The 20,526-nt window shown below is 59.0% G+C and carries 15 protein-coding genes; 9 read left to right on the top strand and 6 right to left on the bottom strand.

Annotation, left to right across the window (positions count from 1 at the left end; genetic code table 11):
• Nucleotides 1–272 precede the first annotated feature (272 nt).
• The 9 genes from gcl to ACQ6S1_RS06030 all read left to right on the top strand — a co-directional run bounded on the left by gcl (nucleotide 273) and on the right by ACQ6S1_RS06030 (nucleotide 13,401).
• Nucleotides 273–2,048, top strand: coding sequence for a glyoxylate carboligase (gene gcl / locus ACQ6S1_RS05990; protein WP_445040282.1), 1,776 nt, complete (start codon nucleotides 273–275; stop codon nucleotides 2,046–2,048).
• A 48-nt stretch (nucleotides 2,049–2,096) separates the two neighbouring features.
• The gene (gene hyi / locus ACQ6S1_RS05995; RefSeq protein WP_445040283.1) at nucleotides 2,097–2,864 is read left to right on the top strand and encodes a hydroxypyruvate isomerase; all 768 of its coding nucleotides are present in this window, start codon (nucleotides 2,097–2,099) and stop codon (nucleotides 2,862–2,864) included.
• A gap of 45 nt (nucleotides 2,865–2,909) precedes the next feature.
• Nucleotides 2,910–3,794: a 2-hydroxy-3-oxopropionate reductase gene (glxR, locus tag ACQ6S1_RS06000; RefSeq protein ID WP_445040284.1), complete on the top strand. Its 885-nt coding sequence runs from the start codon at nucleotides 2,910–2,912 to the stop codon at nucleotides 3,792–3,794.
• A gap of 125 nt (nucleotides 3,795–3,919) precedes the next feature.
• On the top strand, nucleotides 3,920–4,894 hold the full coding sequence (locus ACQ6S1_RS06005; RefSeq protein WP_445040285.1) for a 2-dehydropantoate 2-reductase: 975 nt from the start codon (nucleotides 3,920–3,922) through the stop codon (nucleotides 4,892–4,894).
• A gap of 224 nt (nucleotides 4,895–5,118) precedes the next feature.
• Complete coding sequence (locus ACQ6S1_RS06010; RefSeq protein ID WP_445040286.1) at nucleotides 5,119–7,032, top strand: OmpA family protein; 1,914 nt, start codon at nucleotides 5,119–5,121, stop codon at nucleotides 7,030–7,032.
• A gap of 127 nt (nucleotides 7,033–7,159) precedes the next feature.
• Nucleotides 7,160–7,738, top strand: coding sequence for an HPF/RaiA family ribosome-associated protein (locus tag ACQ6S1_RS06015; RefSeq protein WP_445040287.1), 579 nt, complete (start codon nucleotides 7,160–7,162; stop codon nucleotides 7,736–7,738).
• 161 nt (nucleotides 7,739–7,899) lie between these two features.
• The gene (locus tag ACQ6S1_RS06020; RefSeq protein ID WP_445040288.1) at nucleotides 7,900–8,697 is read left to right on the top strand and encodes an ImuA family protein; all 798 of its coding nucleotides are present in this window, start codon (nucleotides 7,900–7,902) and stop codon (nucleotides 8,695–8,697) included.
• The gene (locus tag ACQ6S1_RS06025) at nucleotides 8,588–10,150 is read left to right on the top strand and encodes a Y-family DNA polymerase (protein WP_445040289.1); all 1,563 of its coding nucleotides are present in this window, start codon (nucleotides 8,588–8,590) and stop codon (nucleotides 10,148–10,150) included. The genes ACQ6S1_RS06020 and ACQ6S1_RS06025 overlap by 110 nt, the downstream gene beginning before the upstream one ends.
• Nucleotides 10,147–13,401, top strand: a complete 3,255-nt coding sequence (locus tag ACQ6S1_RS06030; protein ID WP_445040290.1) for an error-prone DNA polymerase — start codon at nucleotides 10,147–10,149, stop codon at nucleotides 13,399–13,401. Before ACQ6S1_RS06025 ends, ACQ6S1_RS06030 begins: the two co-directional genes overlap by 4 nt.
• A 9-nt stretch (nucleotides 13,402–13,410) precedes the next feature.
• Here ACQ6S1_RS06030 and ACQ6S1_RS06035 read toward each other — a convergent pair whose 3' ends face one another.
• The 6 genes from ACQ6S1_RS06035 to ACQ6S1_RS06060 form a co-directional block, all read right to left on the bottom strand.
• Nucleotides 13,411–15,267 carry a TRAP transporter large permease gene (locus ACQ6S1_RS06035; protein WP_445040291.1) on the bottom strand — a complete coding sequence of 619 codons (1,857 nt, stop codon included), beginning with the start codon at nucleotides 15,265–15,267 and terminating at the stop codon, nucleotides 13,411–13,413.
• Nucleotides 15,264–15,875: a TRAP transporter small permease subunit gene (locus ACQ6S1_RS06040; protein WP_445040292.1), complete on the bottom strand. Its 612-nt coding sequence runs from the start codon at nucleotides 15,873–15,875 to the stop codon at nucleotides 15,264–15,266. Before ACQ6S1_RS06040 ends, ACQ6S1_RS06035 begins: the two co-directional genes overlap by 4 nt.
• Before the next feature lie 72 nt (nucleotides 15,876–15,947).
• Entirely contained in the window at nucleotides 15,948–17,057 is a 1,110-nt protein-coding gene (locus tag ACQ6S1_RS06045; protein ID WP_445041221.1) for a TRAP transporter substrate-binding protein, read from the bottom strand.
• Between the two features lie 647 nt (nucleotides 17,058–17,704).
• Nucleotides 17,705–18,502, bottom strand: a complete 798-nt coding sequence (locus tag ACQ6S1_RS06050; RefSeq protein WP_445040293.1) for an ABC transporter ATP-binding protein — start codon at nucleotides 18,500–18,502, stop codon at nucleotides 17,705–17,707.
• The gene (locus ACQ6S1_RS06055) at nucleotides 18,499–19,509 is read right to left on the bottom strand and encodes a FecCD family ABC transporter permease (RefSeq protein WP_445040294.1); all 1,011 of its coding nucleotides are present in this window, start codon (nucleotides 19,507–19,509) and stop codon (nucleotides 18,499–18,501) included. Before ACQ6S1_RS06055 ends, ACQ6S1_RS06050 begins: the two co-directional genes overlap by 4 nt.
• On the bottom strand, nucleotides 19,506–20,525 hold the full coding sequence (locus tag ACQ6S1_RS06060; protein ID WP_445040295.1) for an ABC transporter substrate-binding protein: 1,020 nt from the start codon (nucleotides 20,523–20,525) through the stop codon (nucleotides 19,506–19,508). The genes ACQ6S1_RS06055 and ACQ6S1_RS06060 overlap by 4 nt, the downstream gene beginning before the upstream one ends.
• Between the last annotated feature and the right edge of the window lies 1 nt (nucleotide 20,526).

Here is a 20,526-nt window from a genome sequence, read left to right on the forward strand (position 1 = left end):
AGCAGCTTCCTAGCAGAGTTTCTAACACTTGGCGCTGGCATCGATAACATTTTCGTGGTATACGGTATTTAAGAATATAAATCAGTCGCTTAGATGGAAAGTCATTCGAAGCGAACTTAAATACCGGGGCGGAACAGGGGCTGAGAGAATCGCTTGAGGCGGCTTTCACCCGACTTTCGTCTTGCGACCTTTTGCTGAGTGTGGCACGGCCCGTTATCAAAACCGGTCCGCTGCCCGACAGCACCCAAAACAGGTTTAGAGGGGAAACTGACATGGCCAAGATGCGTGCGGTCGATGCCGCCGTCCGGGTTTTGGAGAAAGAGGGCGTGACATGCGCCTTCGGTGTGCCGGGCGCGGCCATCAATCCATTCTATTCGGCGATGAAGGCGCGCGGCTCGATCCGCCACGTCCTCGCCCGTCACGTCGAGGCCGCCTCCCACATGGCCGAGGGCTACACCCGCGCCGTGGCCGGCAATATCGGCGTCTGCATCGGCACGTCCGGCCCCGCCGGCACCGACATGATCACCGGCCTCTACTCGGCCCAGGCCGATTCCATTCCGATTCTCTGCATCACCGGCCAAGCTCCCCGGGCGCGCCTCTACAAGGAGGATTTCCAGGCTGTCGACATCGAGTCGATCTCGAAGCCGCTCACCAAGTTCTCGGTGACGGTGCGGGAGGCCGCCCTCGTGCCGATGGTGTTCCAGCAGGCTTTCCATCTGATGCGCTCGGGTCGTCCGGGCCCGGTCCTGATCGATCTGCCGATCGACGTGCAGGTCGCGGAGATCGAGTTCGACGAGGACACCTACGAGCCTCTCGCCGTCTACAAGCCGAAGGCGTCCCGCAAGCAGATCGACAAGGCGCTGGCTCTCCTCAATGAAGCCGAGCGTCCGCTGATCGTCTCCGGCGGCGGCGTCATCAATGCCGACGCCTCCGACCTTCTCACCGAATTCGCGGAGATCACGGGCATCCCGGTCATCCCGACCCTGATGGGATGGGGCACGATCCCCGACGATCACGACCTGATGGCCGGCATGTGCGGCCTTCAGACCAGCCATCGCTATGGAAATGCCAGCCTGTTGGCGTCCGATTTCGTGTTCGGCATCGGCAATCGCTGGGCCAATCGCCACACCGGCTCGGTGGAAGTCTACACAGCCGGCCGCAAATTCGTGCACATCGACATCGAGCCCACCCAGATCGGACGCGTGTTCGGTCCGGATCTCGGCATCGTGTCGGATGCCGGCGCGGCTCTCGAGCTTCTCGTCGAGGCGGCGCGCGAATTGAAGGCCTCCGGTGCCCTGAAGGATCGCAGCGCCTGGGCGGCCGAATGCCTGGACCGCAAGCGCCGCATGCAGCGCAAATCCCACTTCGACAACGTGCCGCTGAAGCCGCAGCGCGTCTATGAAGAGATGAACGCCGCCTTCGGCCGCGACACCACCTATGTCACGACGATCGGCCTGTCGCAGATCGCAGGTGCGCAATTCCTGCGCGTCTACAAGCCGCGCAACTGGATCAATTGTGGTCAGGCCGGCCCGCTCGGCTGGACGCTTCCTGCTGCGCTCGGTGTGCGCGCAGCCCGCCCCGACGCCAACATCGTGGCGCTGTCGGGCGATTACGACTTCCAGTTCATGATCGAGGAACTGGCGGCCGGTGCGCAGCACAAGCTGCCCTATCTGCATGTGGTCGTGAACAATTCCTATCTGGGCCTCATCCGTCAGGCTCAGCGCGGCTTCCAGATGGACTTCGAGGTGTCCCTCGCCTTCGAGAACGTCAATTTCGACGAGGCGGACGGCTCGCAGGCCGGCTACGGCGTCGACCACGTGGCGGTTGCCGAAGGGCTGGGCTGCAAGGCCATCCGGGTGAAATCGCCGAATGAGTTCCAGGACGCCTTCGCGCGCGCCAAGGAACTCATGGACGAGCATCAGGTGCCGGTTGTGGTCGAGTTCATTCTCGAGCGCGTCACCAACATCGCGATGGGCACCGAGATCGACAACATCAACGAGTTCGAGGAAATCCTCGACGTTGAGCCCGAGAGCGTTCCGGCCGAGTAATCGGCCGGTTTCTCATCCGACACGTCTGACTGAACACGGAGAAGGCCTGTGCCGAAATTCGCCGCGAACCTGACCATGCTCTTCAACGAGCTTCCCTTCCTCGACCGCTTCGAGGCGGCCGCGAAGGCTGGTTTCAAGGGCGTCGAATATCTGTTCCCCTACGACTTCCAGCCGGAAGAGCTTGCGGAGCGCCTGAAGGCCAACGGCCTGACCCAGGTTCTCCACAATCTCCCGGCTGGCGATTGGGCGAACGGCGAGCGCGGCATCGCCACCCTGCCCGACCGGCAGGACGAGTTCCGCGCCGGCGTTGACAAGGCCATCACCTACGCGACGGCGCTGGGCTGCAAGCAGGTCAACATCCTGTCCGGCATCCCGAAGGGCGTCGATCCCGCGGATGCCCGCCGCGTTTTCGTCGAGAACCTGAAATACGCCGCGCCCCGCCTGAAGGACGCCGGCATCAGGCTCTTGATCGAGGCCTGCAACACCCGCGATATCCCGGGCTTCTTCCTGACCAACAGCAAGCAGGCCTTCGAGATCATCGACGAGGTCGGCTCCGACAACCTCTTCTTCCAGTACGACATCTATCACATGCAGATCATGGAAGGTGATCTCGCCACCACCATCAAGGCCAACCTGCCGCGCATCGCGCACATGCAGCTGGCCGACAATCCCGGCCGCAACGAGCCGGGTACCGGCGAGATCAATTACCCATTCCTGTTCAAGTTTATCGACGAGATCGGTTACGATGGCTGGATCGGCGGCGAGTACAAGCCGAAGAGCGACACCGTATCCGGCCTGACCTGGCTGCCGAAGTAAGACCGGTTCGTCCGGCATCTGTTTGAAAAATCAACGGGGAAATACATGGCTAAGACACTCGGCTTTATCGGGCTCGGCATCATGGGCAAGCCGATGGCGGGCCACCTGATCGCGGCCGGCCACACGGTCCATCTCTACACGATCGAGGGCGTGCCCGAGGATCTCGTCGCCCAGGGCGGCAAGAAGGCGGACAGCGCCGCGGCCGTGGCCCAGGCTGCGGACATCATCTTCACCATGGTGCCCGACACGCCGCACGTGGAATCCGTGCTGTTCGGCAAGAACGGCGTGGCCGAGGGCTTCGCGACCGGCAAGATCGTGGTCGACATGTCGTCGATCTCGCCGATCGAGACCAAGAAGTTCGCCCAGAAGATCGAAGAGCTCGGCGGCAAGTACATCGATGCCCCGGTGTCCGGCGGCGAGGTCGGCGCCAAGGCCGCTTCCCTCACCATCATGTGCGGCGGCGATCAGGCGGTGTTCGACGAGGTCAAGCCGCTGTTCGACCTGATGGGCAAGAACATCACGCTCGTCGGCGGCAATGGCGATGGACAGACCACCAAGGTCGCCAACCAGATCATCGTCGCGCTCAACATCCAGGCCGTGGCCGAAGCACTCGTCTTCGCATCCAAGGCGGGTGCCGACGCCGCGAAGGTCCGTGAAGCGCTGATGGGCGGTTTCGCCAATTCGCGCATCCTGGAAGTCCATGGCGAGCGCATGGTCAAGCGCACCTTCAATCCGGGCTTCCGCATCGAGCTGCACCAGAAGGACCTGAACCTGGCCCTCAACGGCGCGCGCAGCCTGGGCGTCGCCCTGCCGAACACGGCCAACGCCGCCCAGCTGATGAACGGCCTCGCCGCCAATGGCGGAGCGGCACTCGACCATTCGGCCCTCATCAAGGCCATCGAACTGCTCTCAGGACACGAAATCGGCTAAGCTGGTCTCGAAAGCAGGCTGTGCCCTGCTTCACCAACATGGCGGGACGTCTCGAACGCCCCGCTTATAAAAACGGCCAGGCTTGATTGGTCTGGTCGAGAGGGGAATGCCAAGAGGAGGGATCCATGAAGATCTGCGTCTACGGTGCTGGAGCCATCGGCGGCTATATGGGCGTTCAGCTGGCACGTGCCGGCGCTGAGGTCAGCCTCGTAGCGCGTGGTGCCCATCTGGAAGCCATGAAGAAGAACGGGCTCAAACTCCTGATCGATGGAGAAGAGCGGGTCGAGCATCTGAATTGCACCGACGACCCCAAAGAGCTCGGCCCCCAGGATTACGTCATCATCGCGTTGAAGGCCCATTCCGTCCCGAACGTGGTCGATTCCATGCAGCCTCTGCTCGGAAACGACACCAGCATCGTGACGGCGGTGAACGGGGTACCCTATTGGTACTTCTACAAGTTCGGCGGCGCGCTTGAAGGCCGTACGCTGGAGAGCATCGATCCCGGCGCGCAGCAATGGCAGGCCCTGCGGCCCGAGCGTGCGATCGGCTGCATCGTCTATCCCGCCACCGAGGTGATCGAGCCGGGCGTCATCCAGCACGTCTATGGTGACAAATTCCCCATCGGCGAGCCGTCCGGCGAGCGCACCAAGCGCGTCGAGCAGCTGTCCGAAATCATGGGCGCGGGCGGCCTGCGGGCGCCTGTCATGGAGAACATCCGCGACGAGCTGTGGCTGAAGCTGTGGGGCAATCTCTGCTTCAATCCCATCAGCGCGCTCACCCATGCCACGCTGGACATCATCGCGTCCGATCCGGCCACGCGCGCCATCGCCAAGTCGATGATGCTCGAGGCCCAGGAGATCGCCACCCGTCAGGGCGTGCATTTCCGGGTCGATGTGGAGCGCCGCATCAACGGCGCGGGCGCCGTCGGCGCACACAAGACGTCCATGCTCCAGGATCTCGAGCGTGACCGTCCCATGGAGATCGAGCCTCTGGTCACGGTGGTTCAGGAAATGGGCCGCATGCTGGATGTACCGACGCCGACGATCGATGTGGTGCTGGCGCTGGTGAAGCAGCGGGCAAAGATCGCCGGGCTGAATTGATCAGCTCTTATCTGACTAAAAGGGGCGGCAACGCCCCTTTTTTTATGCTTCGGAAGGAACCGAACCACGTTCTCAACCGCTTAAGTGGCGCCCAGCCATGTTCGGCTTCTCACTAATCGTTAGATGAACGTTCGTTCAGAAATATTGCGCAGTTAAGAACAATAAAACGACACAAACAGCGCAATTATACGAGAACGTCGTCTTCGGTTATCTACGAAGGTCCAATGATGAAAAACATGCGCTACGCTTTGCTTGCCGGTACGATGATTTCCGGCGGCCTCCTCGCTTTTTCCGCACATGCGCTTGACGCACCACCGTCCGTGCAGATGGCCCAGGCCGCACCGGATGAGCTTCCGCAAGGAGAGGCACCACGCGGGCGGGGCGCAGGCCGGGAATCCGGTTCCGAGAGCGAAGCGCCGCGTGAGCGGCCCGAGCGTGCGCCGCGCGCCGAACGAGCCGAACCCCGGCCCGAGCGAGCCGAACGTCCGGAACGCGCAGAACGCCCTGAACGTGCTGAGCGCCCCGAGCGCGGCGAAGGCGCCACGGAACGCGCACCCCGCGCCGAGCGGACCGAACCGCGTCCCGAACGGGGAGCACGCCCTGAGCGTGAGGCACGCCCCGAGCAGGCACGTCCGGAACGTGAAGCAAGGCCAGAACGCGCCGAGCCCGCTCAGGAGCGTGCCCCGCGCCCGGAACGCGCCACCGGTAACGAACCTCGCCCTCGTGCGGAAACTCCGGCCGCGGAACCACGCAGCGAGGCGCCCGCGCGTGGTGAGACGCCGGCAGCGGCTCCGGCAGCCCCCGCCCCGACCGCTGCTCCCGAACGCGCCCCGGACAATCAGCGACAGGCTCCCCGGTCTCGGGAGGAGCGCAATGAAGAGATGAAGCGTCAGCTCCAGGAGACCAAGGAAAAGCGAGCCGAAGAACGTAATCGCCGCGATGCACCCCCGGCCGAGCGCCCCCTCAATCCATCGGCACCTCCGGCACCAGGCGCGGCTCCAACCCCTGTTCCCGCACCCGCTGCAGGCGAAACCGGCCGTCCGGGAGATGACCGTCGCGGCCGCGAAGGTCGTGAGGGCGAGCGCGATGACCGGCGTGGCTCGGATGATCGCCGCGATCGCGGAGACCGCCGCGATGATGAGGGCCGTGACCGGCGCGCCAACGAAGAATTCCGTGGCGGCGACGCCCGCCAGGGCGGCGGTGATTTCCGCCGTTCGGATCCGGAACGCCGCGAGAGCCGTGACGATGACCGTCGCGACCGGCGCCTCGATGAGCGGTTCGGCCGTCGTGAGGAGCGTCAGGGCGATCGTCTGATCATCCGCGAGGGTGACGATCGGACCATCATCCGCGAAAATGGCCGCACCATCATCCGTCACGACGAGACGGAGCGCCTTCGCCGCGGATATCGCGATGAGGACATCCGCGTCGAGCGCCGCCGTGGCGAGGTCGAGACCGTGATCCGTCGCCCGGGCGGGATCGAGATCGTGACCATCAACGACGATGAGGGCCGTCTGCTGCGGCGCTATCGCCGGGAGGGTGGACGCGAGGTCGTCATCATCGACAACACGCGCCGTCCCCGTGGCCCGAACATCTATCTCGATCTTCCTCCCGTGGAGGTCGATCTTCCGGACGACGAATATGTCGTCGAATACGGCGATGCCAGCTACGAGGATCTGGAGGAAACCTTTCGGGCGCCTCCCGTCACGCGGATCGAGCGTCCCTATTCGCTCGATGAGGTTCGCCAGAATGTTCGCCTGCGCGAGCGCGTCCGCAGCGTCGATGTGAACACGATCCAGTTCGCATTCGGCCAATGGACCGTGCCTGCGGACCAAAGCCGGCGTCTCGAGGAACTCGCCAAGGCCATCCGCGCGGTCATCGATCGTGATCCGAGCGAGGTCTTCATGATCGAGGGGCACACCGATGCGGTGGGCAGCGACATCGACAACCTGTCCTTGTCGGACCGCCGCGCCGAAGAGGTTGCTGCGATCCTCAGCCAGGATTTCCGGATCCCGGCGGAGAACCTCGTGACCCAGGGCTACGGAGAGCAATATCTGAAGGTCGATACCGAGAGCGCGAACGCGGAAAATCGCCGCGTCACGGTGCGGCGCATCACACCATTGCTCAACGCCAAGCAATAAGCCGCAGCCAAATTACCGCTTGAGAGAGCCCGCCGGATGTTCCGGCGGGCTTTTGCGTAGAATTCCCTGTTGCGGAAACGATCCGGGTTCCGGCACGTTTTGTCTGGCTAGGCAGAAGGAGGAAAGCGTGCAGATTCCTGTCGAGATCACCTTCCACAACATCCAGAGTTCCGAATGGGTGGAAGAGGCCATCCGCGAGAAGGTCGCCAAACTCGAGAAATTGTTCGAGCGGATCATCACCTGCCGCGTGCGGGTGGAGCGACGTGCGACCAACGCCACGAACTCGATTCCGCCCGTGGTGCGCATCGAAGTGGGTCTTCCCGGCCGCAAGGACATCGTGGTCAGCCATGAACCGGAGCATCTGCAGCAGAAGTTCCAGGATCCGGACATGCGAAACGCCATCAATGAAGCGTTCCGCATCGCAGAGCGCCAGCTTCTCGATTTCAAGGAGCAATTGAAGGGGCGCACCAAATCGCCACACCACGATGGCTCGAACCAATATCTCGGACAGGTTGCGGAGCTTGCGCCGGAGAAGGATCACGGCTTCCTTCTGACCGCTGAAGGCGGATTGCTCTATTTCCACCGCAACAGCCTGCTGACCGGCGATTTCGATAATCTGCGCCGGGGGGACGAGGTCCATTATGTGGAGGATCTCGGCGACACCGGCCCTATCGCATCCAAGGTTCGTGTCAAGGAAAGCGCCTGACGCGAAAACTCGTGACTCTTTTGGGGAGGCCGCTTATGCGGCCTCTCTTTCATCCAGCCTTACAGCCCTGTTTTATCTGGGATTTTTTCTTCCTTCAGAATCCCGCTTGACTCTCGAACCTGGGCGTTCTTTTCTAGAACAAACAGGGAACACACTCATTCATGAGCAAGCAGGAAACCCTTGCACAGCTTCGGCGGGACCTTGCCCAGATTCAGTCCTCGGAAAGGATGGATCTGGGAGACCGGGCGCGTTTTACCTTCGGAATCCCCGAGCTGGATGAAGCCCTCGGCGGCGGCCTTCCCTGTGGGGCGGTACATGAGATCTTTGCCTCCAACACGCTTGAGGGATATGCCGCGACCGGCATCACCCTGGCCATGGTCCTGCGCGCCACCAAACCCGACAGCACCATTGTCTGGGTGCGGCAGGAGATGAATGCCCGCGAGCTGGGAGAGGTCTATCCTTCGGGCCTGATGGAATGGGGAATGAACCCTTCCCGCATCATCCTGGTCAAGGTGAAGGATGCGATTTCCGTTCTGCGCGCGGGCCATGAAGCCCTGAAATGCGCGGCACTGGGCGCCGTCATCCTGGAGCCCTGGGGGCAGGCGGCCGCGTTCGATCTGACGGCGACACGGCGCCTCACAAGCGCAGCCACTCGCACATCCATCAGCACATTCCTCCTCCGAATATCAGCCCAACCCGAACCCAGCGCCGCCCTCACCCGCTGGCAGGCACGTGCTCTTCCCTCCATTCCCCTTGAGGCCGAAGCACCTGGATATCCCATCATCGAACTGAACCTGCTTCGGCATCGGGCAGGCTTTCCTCCTGATGCATGGATTGTGGAATGGGACCGTGATCTGTCGTCTTTCCGACAACCGGCGCTATCTCGCCCTGTGGCTACCCTTTCTCGCCAGCGATCGCGCGCGTCGACAGCACAGGAAATGTTGCAACGCGCTGGATGAGCGGCCGCTTATCGTACTTGCGCGCGTGAAGAATGCCTTGCGCATCACCCATTTGGACCGCAAGGCACTAAGCTTTGGATTGCACTCGGGTCTGACATTGGCGGACGCCAGAGCACGGGTACCAGATCTTCTGATCATTGATGAAGATATCGCCGCGGATGCCGAGGCTCTGAATCAGCTTGCCGCCTGGTGTGATCGTTACACTCCTTTGGTCGGCATCTGGCAACCGGATGGTCTTACACTCGATATCACCGGCTGCGCCCATCTTCTTGGGGGAGAGACTAACGTCCTCATGGATATAAAGAAGTGTCTATTTCACGCAGGTTTTGTTGCAAGAATAGCGATCGCTGGAACGCCGGATGCCGCCCATGCCTTGGCACGCTTCTCCCCCAACATCATTGTTTCATCAGGCGAGGAAGCAGAAGCCGTAAGGCCGTTGCCTTTGTCGGCCCTTAACCTCGATGCTCACACTATTACGGCTCTGGCACGAGCGGGTTTGAAAACGATTGCCGACCTTGCCGATCGTCCACGGGCACCCCTCGCGGCACGTTTTGGCTCTGCTCTGCTTGATCGTCTTGCCCGGACATTGGGTGAAATTGATACCCCCATTTCACCACGAAGTTCCCTCCCGAATTTCACCTCGGAGCATCGCTTTGCCGAACCCATAGGTCGGTCCAAAGACATTCTCGCCACCATTCATAAGCTTGCAGTCGATCTTCAGCCCATGCTCGAAGAACGGGGCGAAGGTGGCCGATTATTTGAAGCAAGCTTCTTTCGGGCGGATGGCATTGTACGTCACATCCGCGTTGCCACCAGCCAAGCCTCCTGCTCACCGTCTCATTTGGCCCATCTCTTCTTTGAGCGATTGGACACCTTGGCCGATCCTCTAGATCCCGGATTCGGTTTTGACATGATCCGCCTCGCGGCCTTGATCGTGGAACAGTGTTTAGCGGTTCAACCCAGTCTGGATAGAGATGAGGCACCGGCTGAGCATATTGTGGAATTGCTGGATAGGTTAGGTGCCAGGTTCTCTCCTCAAAAAGTTCTCCGTTTTGCTTCTATGGACAGCCACGTCCCTGAATGGCAGGCGAAAGCACTTTCAGGCCTATCAATACCCGCCAGGAAAAGTGACTGGCCAAACCCCTTAGCCGAAGAGCCACCTTTGCGGCCTCTTTATCTCTTCGAAACGCCCGAACCCGTGCAGGTTGTGGCGGAAATACCGGATGGGGCACCCCGTCGTTTTCGTTGGCGACGTTTCCTGCATGTAATCGCCAGGGCCGAAGGACCAGAGCGCATTGCCCCTGAATGGTGGAAAACGGACGGGGCTTTTTCCACACGCGATTATTTTCGGGTCGAAGATCGCGAAGGTCATCGCTTCTGGCTCTATCGTGAAGGTTTTTATGGAGCCGAAACGTCACCTCCAGGCTGGTATATCCATGGGCTGTTCGCGTGAACTTCGCCGAACTCGTTGCTACCTCCAATTTTTCATTCCTGCGAGGAGCTTCCCATCCGCATGAAATGGTCAACCGCGCGGCTGAACTTGGTCTGAATGGCCTAGGTCTTGCCGATCGCAACACGGTTGCGGGTGTTGTAAGGGCCTATGTTCCAGTCCAGGGCGCGGCGTCTGCCTATGTTACCGAACATCCTGGCCAAGAATTGCCTTTCAAGCTCTTAGTCGGGAGCCGTCTTGCTTTCGAGGACGGCACTCCTGACATCGTCGTTTATCCTGAGAATCGCGTCGGCTGGGCAAGGCTGTGCCGCCTTCTCACTCAAGGTAATCTTCGTGGAGAAAAAGGTCAGTGCCGTCTACGACTCGGCGATCTGTTGGCCGACACACGTCATCTTCTCCTCATTGTCGTTCCGGAAATAAACACTAAAGAACTTACGCCAGTTCTTCCTCAACTCGCCGAAGCCGCGTCCGGAGCTTTATGGATTGCAGCTGTTATGCAAAGGACCGGCCGGGATCAGCGCCGCCTCGCAGTTCTGAAAAATATAGCCGAGGAATATCGATTACCTCTGCTGGCCACCAATAATCCGCTCTATCACGTCTCTTCCAGGCGGCCTTTGCAGGACATCATGACCTGCATAAGAGAAGGGCTGAAAATCGAAAACGCTGGCCGAATGCTTGAGGTCAATGCCGAGAGGCATTTGAAAGATACTAAGGAAATGGCTCGTCTGTTCCGCGACGCGCCGGAAGCAATCGAGGAAAGTCAGCACCTGAGAGCGCGAATGAACTTCTCACTCGAGCAAATAGGCCCGGACTATCCAGATGAGCCCGTGCCGCCCGGCAAGACCGCACAGCAGCATCTGGAAGAATTGACCTGGCAGCGCGCCTGGCTGCGATATCCTGAAGGAATACCAATCAAGACCGAGCGATTGGTCAAACAAGAATTGGCGTTTATCGCGGAGCAAGACTACGCGCGCTATTTTCTTACCATTCATGATATTGTTCGTTTCGCCGATGATCGCGGTATTCTGTGCCAAGGAAGAGGATCTGCGGCAAATTCCGCTGTTTGCTTTATTCTCGGCATAACCAATGTCGATCCTGAGGAAATTGATGTCCTCTTTGCCCGATTCTTATCGAAGGAACGCAAAGAACCGCCCGATATCGACGTCGATTTCGAGCATGAGCGACGGGAAGAAGTCATTCAATACATCTATCGCCGCTATGGTCGCCATCGTGCATCCATTGCAGCCACTATTATTACTTATCGACCACGCAGCGCCATCCGTGAGGTCGGCAAGGTTTTAGGTTTGACAGAGGATGTTACCTCGTCCTTGGCTGCTACCGTTTGGGGAAGCTGGGGCGACAATCTTCCGGAAGATCAGGTTCGCGATTCCGGCCTCCTCCCCAAAAATCCCGAAATCGCGCGTGCCGTGAGATTTGCCAATCAATTGATAGGCTTCCCGCGTCATTTATCTCAGCATGTTGGTGGCTTTATCCTGACCAGAGGGCGGCTGGACGAAATAGTCCCCATCGGCAACGCGGCCATGCCCGACCGCACTTTCATCGAGTGGGACAAGGACGACATTGATGTTCTCGGCCTTCTCAAGGTCGATGTGCTTGCTTTGGGTATGCTGAGCTGCATCAAGAAAGCATTTGCTTTACTGCAGGCGCAAGGCATTCACCACAATCTGTCGTCGATTGGGGCAGGCGACGAAGCTGTTTACGACATGCTGGGCAAGGGCGATTCCATCGGCGTGTTCCAAGTGGAAAGTCGGGCCCAAATTAATATGCTCCCGCGCATGAAACCCAAGGACTTCTATGACCTCGTCATAGAAGTTGCGATCGTGCGGCCCGGTCCAATTCAGGGAGACATGGTTCACCCCTATCTGAGACGGCGCGCTAAAAAAGAAGCGGAGAGTTACCCATCTCCTGCGCCCCCTCACCCACCAGACGAGCTCAAAACCGTCCTCGGCAAAACACTCGGAGTGCCTCTTTTTCAAGAGCAGGCAATGCGGCTGGCCATTGTGGCCGCAGGTTTCAGCCCGGAGGAGGCCAATGGATTGCGGCGCGCCATGGCCACATTCCGACATGTCGGAACGATCCATACCTTCAAGGAAAAAATGATCAACGGAATGACTAGCCGAGGATATGAGCGCGCATTCGCCGAGCGCTGTTTTTCACAGATCGAAGGCTTCGGCACCTATGGTTTTCCGGAAAGCCATGCGGCTGCTTTTGCCCATCTGGTCTATGTCTCGGCTTGGATCAAATGCCATCACCCGGCGGTCTTCACTTGCGCCATCTTGAACTCTCAGCCCATGGGTTTCTATGCTCCGGCGCAATTAGTCCGCGATGCACGCGAACACGGTGTCGAGGTCCGGCCTATCGATATCAATGCAAGCTTTTGGGATAACGTTCTAGAAAAGCAGCAAGACAAAATGCCTGCACTACGCCTGGGTCTACGACAGATCGATGGTTTTCGCAAAGAATGGGCAAACCAGCTTACCTCCCGTCGTAGCGGCGGCTTTACAAGTCTTGAAGAACTAGCACGGCGCGCGGAACTCCCCCGCCCAGGAATGGAGTTGCTGGCAGATGCCGATGCTTGCCGTTCGATCGGCCTAGACCGCCGCAAGGCGCTCTGGGACCTCAAGCGTATGCCTGACGCAGAAACACTGCCTCTGTTCGCTGCGGCGGGTACTAACGAACTTGTAGAAGAACCTAATATGAGTCTTCCAACAATGCCGCTTGTTGAGCATGTGGTCACGGACTACCAGATGACGCGGCTATCGTTGAAAGCTCATCCGCTTCAGTTTCTAAGGGAGAGGTTCCATTCCGAAAACATTCTCACCTGTAAATCGGTCGATGCGGCACGCCATAATTCTTGGGTAAAGACTGCCGGTATCGTACTGGTGCGCCAACGTCCAGGAAATGGCAACGTCATCTTCATGACAATCGAGGACGAAACCGGCATCACGAACATCGTGGTATGGGCAAGTCTCTTTCAACAGTTTCGCCGCGAGGTCATGGGCTCCCGGCTGATCGAAATTCATGGCCGAGTGCAACGCAGTGAGGAAGGCGTCGTCCATCTCGTCTCACAGAGACTGATCGATCGCAGCAAGGATCTGCAGGATCTTGCAGCTCACCGGCACGCGCATTTCCAGCTCACCAGAGCGGATGAAATCCTTCACCCTCAGCATCCACGCACATCTACCCATCCACGCCAGGAAAGGATCATCCCCAAATCCCGTGATTTCCATTAATCGGCATTTTTATTGAGGCGTTGCCGGTGGCGGCGTCTCCCCAGGGGCGCCAGGCTGTTGTGGGGACGCATGGGGAGCTTCGAATTGCGGCGGCGGAAGCACAAAAGAAGGCGCTGGAATATTACCGGTATCACCCCCCTGCCCCGCCCCGGACGCAGGCTGACCAAGCGACGGGAGTCCCAAAGGCGGCAATCCCAACGGGTTGTTCTGCGGAGCCTGCTGATCGGGAAGCCCAAGAGGAGGCAAACCGAGTTCATTGCCCTGCGGTCCCGTCTGCACCGCGGGAGCAGACCGTGGCGCCGACTTGTAATGCATGACCATTTGAGGAAACAGAATGGTCAGCGCCACCATTATCAGTTGGATGCAAACAAAGGGGATCGCTCCCCAGTAGATTTCAGCGGTGGTCACGCCTCTTGTCTGCCGCCCTGTGACCTTGTCGATAAAAGTACCTCGCGGCGCAACCGAGCGCAGATAGAACAGCGAAAATCCAAACGGCGGATGCATGAAGGACGTCTGCATATTAATACCTAGCAAAACACCGAACCAAATCAGGTCAATGCCGAGCTTGTCTGCGATCGGACCCAGCAACGGAACAATAATAAATGCCAGCTCGAAGAAGTCCAAAAAGAATGCAAGGAAAAAGACGAGCGCATTGACGGCAATGAGAAATCCCGTTTCTCCTCCGGGAACACTTGTCAGAAGTTCTTCTACCCACAAATGCCCGTTCACTCCATAGAAGGTGAGTGAGAAAACTCGAGCGCCGATAAGAATAAAAAGTACAAATGCCGACAGCTTCGTCGTCGATTCCATTGCCTGAATGAGCAGGGGTATTGAAAGGCGACGGTTTGCCCACGCCAAAACGATCGCGCCCACGGCCCCCATGGCTCCACCCTCCGTCGGGGTAGCAATTCCCAGAAAAATGGTTCCGAGAACAAGAAAGATCAGCGCCAAGGGTGGGATCATCACAATGATGACCTGCTGCGCAAGATAAGACAGCAGCGACCAATTGAAACGCTTGTTCAACGCCGCGACGAGGTAAAGAAGGATCGTTGCGATGGTTGCCGCCCACACGCTTGCGGATTCCGGTACGATCGGAAGTAAAAATCGATCGCAGATAAAAGCAATTCCCACCGCTGCGGCCAGCGCAATGATGAGCGAAGTAACACCCTTTCCAAGGGTCCGCGCTTCAGGTGGCAGCGCCGGCGCCGCATTGGGCCAGATCATCGAAACGATGAATACGTAAGTGACATACAGACCGGTCAGAACCAAGCCTGGGATAATGGCCCCAGCATACATATCGCCGACCGATCGTCCCAATTGATCTGCCAGAACGATCAGAACAAGAGAAGGGGGAATGATCTGGGCTAGAGTTCCGGAGGCCGCGATCACCCCAGATGCAAGACGTCGATCATAGCCGTAACGTAACATGATCGGAAGTGAGATCAGGCCCATGGCAATAACGGATGCAGCCACTACCCCTGTCGTGGCCGCCAGAAGGGCACCGACAAATATGACCGCATAAGCGAGTCCACCTCGCAACGGTCCAAAGAGTTGTCCGATTGTGTCGAGAAGATCCTCCGCCATTCCCGACCGTTCGAGAATTAGTCCCATGAATGTAAAGAATGGGATAGCGAGCAGAGTATCGTTCGCCATGATGCCACCGAAAAAGCGATCCGGCAGCGCCCCCAAAAGAGGCCAGAACAGGTTGATTTCACCCGACGAAATCGGGGCGAGCTCCACACCGATGACGAAGAAAAGCAGGCCATTTGCGGCAAGAGCGAACGCGACGGGATATCCAAGAAGCAGGAATATCACGAGCGACACGAACATGATCGGCGCCAGATTGTGGGCGATGAACTCAATCATGACCGCACCCCCGGCTTCGCAACTACTGAGTTTTCATCTTCAGGAATGAACTTGGCAATTTCATCTTCAACTGAGGATACGTGATGCAGGGGAGTTGTATCCTCGACTTTCCAGAACAGGATTGCGGCCCGCTTGATCAATTCGGAAATTCCTTGGGCGAATAGAAGAATAAATCCAAAAAGAAGCAGCGATTTCGCCGGCCATAAAAGAAGGCCGCCAGCATTTGGTGAATGCTCTCCGCTTACAAACGAGTTTTTTACATAGGGAACAAGAAGCCAAATCATCAAAGCCGTAAAAGGCAACAACATAAATATGTGACCGATCAGGTCTATCCAATCCCTCGTCCTACGCTGAAGATTTCCTGAGACAATATCCACTCGGATGTGTTCATTTTTCTGCAGGGACCATGCAGCAGCCAGCATGAAAATTGCACCGAAGAGATACCACTGAATTTCCAGCCAGCCATTTGATGAGATATTGAATGCCTTGCGGACAACGGCATTTCCAGCGCTGACCAGAACGACCAGAAGAATAAGCCACGACACGGCGCGACCTATCAAAGCGGTCAGCCAGTCAATTCCACGCGAAACTGCAAGAAGCGATGTCAAAGAAGCGCACTCCTTCAAGAATGAAGCGGCTAGGCCGCTTCATCTACGCGGAAGCCATTACGTCCGAGACCGTCACCCTCCGGAGGGCTTGAGTGCACCCTCGCGCTGCCGCAGCATCATGAAAGTATCAAACGTATACTCGGCAACCTGTTGATACAGGAAAGCATCGGCGCGGAACGACACCATCGAGTCGTAAATCTTTTTGAAGGCTGCATTCTTGCTTGTGATATCAGCATAGACTTCTTGAGCTGCCTTGAATGAGGCCGCCATGACGTCTTGAGGGTAAGGCCTTAATTGCGCCCCCGAAGCCAGTAGCCGATTAAGAGCTGCAGGATTCTTATAATCGTACTCTGCCAACATCTCTACAGTTGCCGCACGCGCCGCCGTGCCGAGCAAGCTCTGATATGTCTTCGGAAGAGCATCGAACTGCTGCTTGTTCACGAAAAAGTTCAGTTCCAGGCTGCCTTCCCACCAGCCTGGATAATAGTAAAACGGGGCAACTTTGACAAAACCTAGTTTTTCATCGTCATAAGGACCGATCCATTCAGCAGCATCGATCGTACCGCGCTCGAGAGACGGATAAATGTCGCCCCCGGCAACCTGCTGCGGCACGACACCAAGCTTGCCCATGACTTCGCCCGCAAGACCGGCGATACGCATTTTCAGTCCGCTCAAGTCCTGAACTGATCGGATCTCGCGGCGAAACCAGCCGCCCATCTGAGTACCGGTGTTACCCCCGGGCAGATAATGTAGTCCCTGCGGCTCGAAATATTCATTCAAAAGATTAATGCCGTTACCATAATGCAGCCAAGCCTGCATTGCGCGAGCATTCAAGCCGAATGGAACTGCGGCGCCGAGTGCCCATGTGGGATCCTTGCCGACGTAATAGTAGGCGGCAGTGTGACACATCTGAACAGTGCCGTTGATCACAGCGTCAGCCGCTTGAAGCCCTGGCACGATTTCGCCTGCGGCGAAGACCTGAATATCGAAATTTCCGTCGCTGGCCTCTCGGACGAAGGTCGCGAGGTCCGCCGCGCCGCCATAAATGGTATCGAGCGATTTTGGAAACGATGACGTACAACGCCACTGGATCTTCGGCGTCGTCTGCGCAATGGCCGGTGCAGCCAAGGCGGTGCTTCCTGCACCCAGCGCGGCGGCTCGAATAAATTTACGGCGGTTCAGCATGGCGTTGCCTCCTGTTCCCTCAATAAGACCAAGCTCTGACGGCTATTCGGCCTTCGCCTCGAACCATCGATCGAGGCATGAATCAGAGTAGAACTTCAACCATTGCGGGAAGCAAGCGGAACCGCACGGATCGGTCCTCAAATATGAGCAGCAACGATACTCGTATCGGCTGACGAAGCTCTCCGCACGAGATCACGCAATTGAGGACGATGGCCGGGCTTCAGATCCCGTCATGGTATTCGGTCCACGCAGCCAGAGATCCAACCTTAACAATGCCCTCTACATGATCGATATCCCGAATTGATGGTGACGCTTACCGCGATTGAATTGGCCGCACCGTTGAGCGGACGGCGAAGATGCCACGCAGATTGCCTTCATAATCGGGATTTTGGAACGAGGTCGCGCCGGGCCAGATTCATCCAATACAAATCTGGAATAGATCTCCCGATTTCAGCCCGGTCAGCACAACACGCGAAGACTCCTCAGTTTCCAAAACACGCAGGGCCATCTTCGAGTGGGCGACGGGGCACTGGCTGCGCTCGCCGCAAGGCGTGCGCACGCGGCCAATGAAATCAGGTGGGCGGGCCAATCACCGGGCGCCTCTACAAAGTCTCGCCGACTCAAAGATCTGATGAAACGGCGCATCAATCGTAGATTGAGTGCTTCTCATAATCATTAGTAAAACAGACAACTTTACCGCAAAATATTTTGATGACGACTGCGGTTCCGTAGAGACGGGTAAGATTACTTTCCGTCATTGTTTCGAGTGCCGGACCCTGGAGGATTTCTCCACATCGACTAAGGAGCAGAACGTTATGGGCCACAGAGAAAGCCTGATCAGGATGGTGCGTTGAAAACAGCACCGCAAAATTCCGTTTGGCCAACCAGGACAAAACCGCCAACACGCGCTCTTGATTAGCAAAATCGAGGCTTGCAGTCGGCTCATCCAACACAAGAATGCGCGCTTCTTGCGCAAGTGCACGTGCGATAAGAACAAGCTGCCGTTCGCCGCCGCTGATCCCCGTAAACCTGCGCCCTGCAAGGTGAGATATTCCGAGATCATTCAGCGCCGCATAAGCCGCATCATGGTCGGCGCTAGTAGGACCTTCAAGCATGGAGCGGCGGGCTGTGCGACCCATCAGCACCGTGTCAAGAACGGAAAAAGCGAATTGTCCGCCGCTGCTCTGCGGCACATAAGCGAGGCTCATGGCACGACGGGCTGGCGACCAATTGGCAATGTCCTCACCGTACACGCTAACCCGGCCCACCGGAGGCGGCTGGAGATGCAACAGGGTCTTGAGGAATGTGGTCTTGCCTGCCCCATTTGGGCCGAGCAGAGCCAAAACCTCTCCTGCTTCGAGTCGAACATTCACACCTTTTGCCAACGTCCGCCCTGCGGGGCCGAAGGATAGGTTTTCGATTTGTAAGAGTGGTGTGCTCATCCGGCTGCCTGTTGTCGCGAGGATGCGGCAAGGATGGCGATGAAGATCGGTGCGCCGACCAGGGCCGTCAGTACGCCAAGAGGGATTTCGACATCCGCCGCGCTGCGCGCGATCGTGTCCACCAGCAACAGGAAAACGGCGCCGAAGAGGGCCGACGCAGGGCCCAGTCGAGCGAAAGCGGGGCCGAGGGTGAGCCGCGCCAGATGGGGTATGACGAGGCCGACCCATCCGATGATGCCGCTGATGGAGACCGATGCGGCGGTGAGAAGCGTGGCGCAGACGATCACCACAAGACGTGTGCGGCGCGTATCGATGCCCAGCGCCCGGGCCTCCTCGTCTCCGAGGGTCATCACATCGATACGCCAGCGCAGCAGGAGCAGCGGGACGAGCGCCATCAATACGACGGGGAGGAGGATCAACGCTTCGTGGGAGCGCACCCCGGACAGGCTGCCCAGCAGCCAGAAGGTGATGGCCGGCAGCTGATTGTAGGGGTCAGCCAGCACTTTCAGCATGGACAGGGCCGCACCGAACAATGTGCCGATAACTATGCCGGTAAGGATCAGCACAAGCACAGAATCGTGCCGATGCATGGTCAAGGCCATGAGATAGACGGCGACCACCGCGACGAGCCCGCCCCCGAACGAGGCAAGCTGGATGCCGAGAATGGGCAGGCCCAGGAAAATGCCAAGCACGGCCCCGAGCGCCGCTCCCGACGAGACACCGAGCAGGTCCGGTGAGACGAGCGGATTACGGAACAGGCTTTGATAGGCTGCGCCGGCCGTCGCCAGCGACGCACCGATCAGCAGTGCGGCGAGGATGCGCGGCCCCCGGATGTTCTCGACGACCGCCACCACGGCACCCGTCGGCTGGTCGGAGATGCCCAGCCGCCAGGCAAGCCAATGGCCGAGATCCACGCCCGAGACCGGATAAGCGCCGAACGCGAACGCGCCGGCAATCATGAGCAGGAGAACAGGGAGACCGTAGCTCCAGAACGCCCGCGCGCTCATCGAAAGACGGCGTGCGCCAGCAGCCGATCAAGCTCATCCGACGTCGGTGTGCGATGGTAGAACAGGCGGTAGAAGTCCTCTGCCTCGGAACGGATGTTCGTGTGCATCCGCTGGGGATGGAGGAGAGCAGCCATCCAGACGGCACCGAGCGCGCGGTTCACGCTTGGGGGATAATCAACCCAGGGAAAGGGCTCCTGCGGGGAAAGAACGATCCGGCCCTCGCGCACCGCCCGCACCTGCTGCCACAGGGGATCGTTCCGAGCGGCTTCGTAAAACGAAGGGTCGAGCGCGACGATGATGTCCGGATTCCAGCTCAGCAGCTGTTCCAGGGAGATCGTGACGAGCCCGCCTCCGCCCAGCGGCACGGCGTTGCGCCCGCCCGCGATCTCGATGATCTCGCCGGTGATAGAGCCAGGCCGGCCGCTCTCCAGCCCTTCGGGGCCGCGGGCAAGATAGACGCGCGGGCGATCACCCTCGGCCAGGCCGGCGAGCGCATCGCGGATCTTGTCGAGCCGCGTCTCGATCCATTGCGCCTGCTCGTCGGCCGCCGGGGCTCCAAGCGCCGCTGCGAGTAGACGATACGTCGCCGGCAAGGCCATTAGCCGCCCGTCGAAGAGCAAATGCGGCACGCCCGTCGTCTGCTGGACGCGCTCGGCCAGCGACACATAGGTCTGGTCGGTGGAGCCGAGATCGATGATGATTTCGGGATCGAGACGCAGTACCGCCTCGAAATTCGCTTCGCCGCCGCGCCCGGTCAGCCGGCCGGTCGATGGTTTCGCGGCATCTTTCGGCAGCATCCGCAGCTGCTCCGCGGACAGCGCGCGGGTCCAGCCGAGAAGGCTGCCCGGAGCCATGGAATAGATGACAAGGCCCGCGGGCGGCCCTGCCGCAAACACCCGCTCCACCTTGTCGGGCAAGGTGAACCGGCGGCCGGTCGCATCCTCGATATCGCGTGCCCACGTCGCCGCCGCGCCGGCGAACAGAAGGGCAAGCGCGGCGGCGACGAGAGTGCGCATG

This window comes from Terrihabitans aquatilis (assembly GCF_052542005.1).

What these genes read in the sequence shown, in the direction of transcription:
- gcl (WP_445040282.1), top strand. Translation starts at nt 273, where the DNA reads ATGGCCAAGATGCGTGCGGTCGATGCCGCCGTCCGGGTTTTGGAGAAA.
- glxR (WP_445040284.1), top strand. Translation starts at nt 2,910, where the DNA reads ATGGCTAAGACACTCGGCTTTATCGGGCTCGGCATCATGGGCAAGCCG.
- ACQ6S1_RS06005 (WP_445040285.1), top strand. Translation starts at nt 3,920, where the DNA reads ATGAAGATCTGCGTCTACGGTGCTGGAGCCATCGGCGGCTATATGGGC.
- ACQ6S1_RS06010 (WP_445040286.1), top strand. Translation starts at nt 5,119, where the DNA reads ATGATGAAAAACATGCGCTACGCTTTGCTTGCCGGTACGATGATTTCC.
- ACQ6S1_RS06020 (WP_445040288.1), top strand. Translation starts at nt 7,900, where the DNA reads ATGAGCAAGCAGGAAACCCTTGCACAGCTTCGGCGGGACCTTGCCCAG.
- ACQ6S1_RS06035 (WP_445040291.1), bottom strand. Translation starts at nt 15,267, where the DNA reads ATGATTGAGTTCATCGCCCACAATCTGGCGCCGATCATGTTCGTGTCG.
- ACQ6S1_RS06050 (WP_445040293.1), bottom strand. Translation starts at nt 18,502, where the DNA reads ATGAGCACACCACTCTTACAAATCGAAAACCTATCCTTCGGCCCCGCA.
- ACQ6S1_RS06055 (WP_445040294.1), bottom strand. Translation starts at nt 19,509, where the DNA reads ATGAGCGCGCGGGCGTTCTGGAGCTACGGTCTCCCTGTTCTCCTGCTC.
- ACQ6S1_RS06060 (WP_445040295.1), bottom strand. Translation starts at nt 20,525, where the DNA reads ATGCGCACTCTCGTCGCCGCCGCGCTTGCCCTTCTGTTCGCCGGCGCG.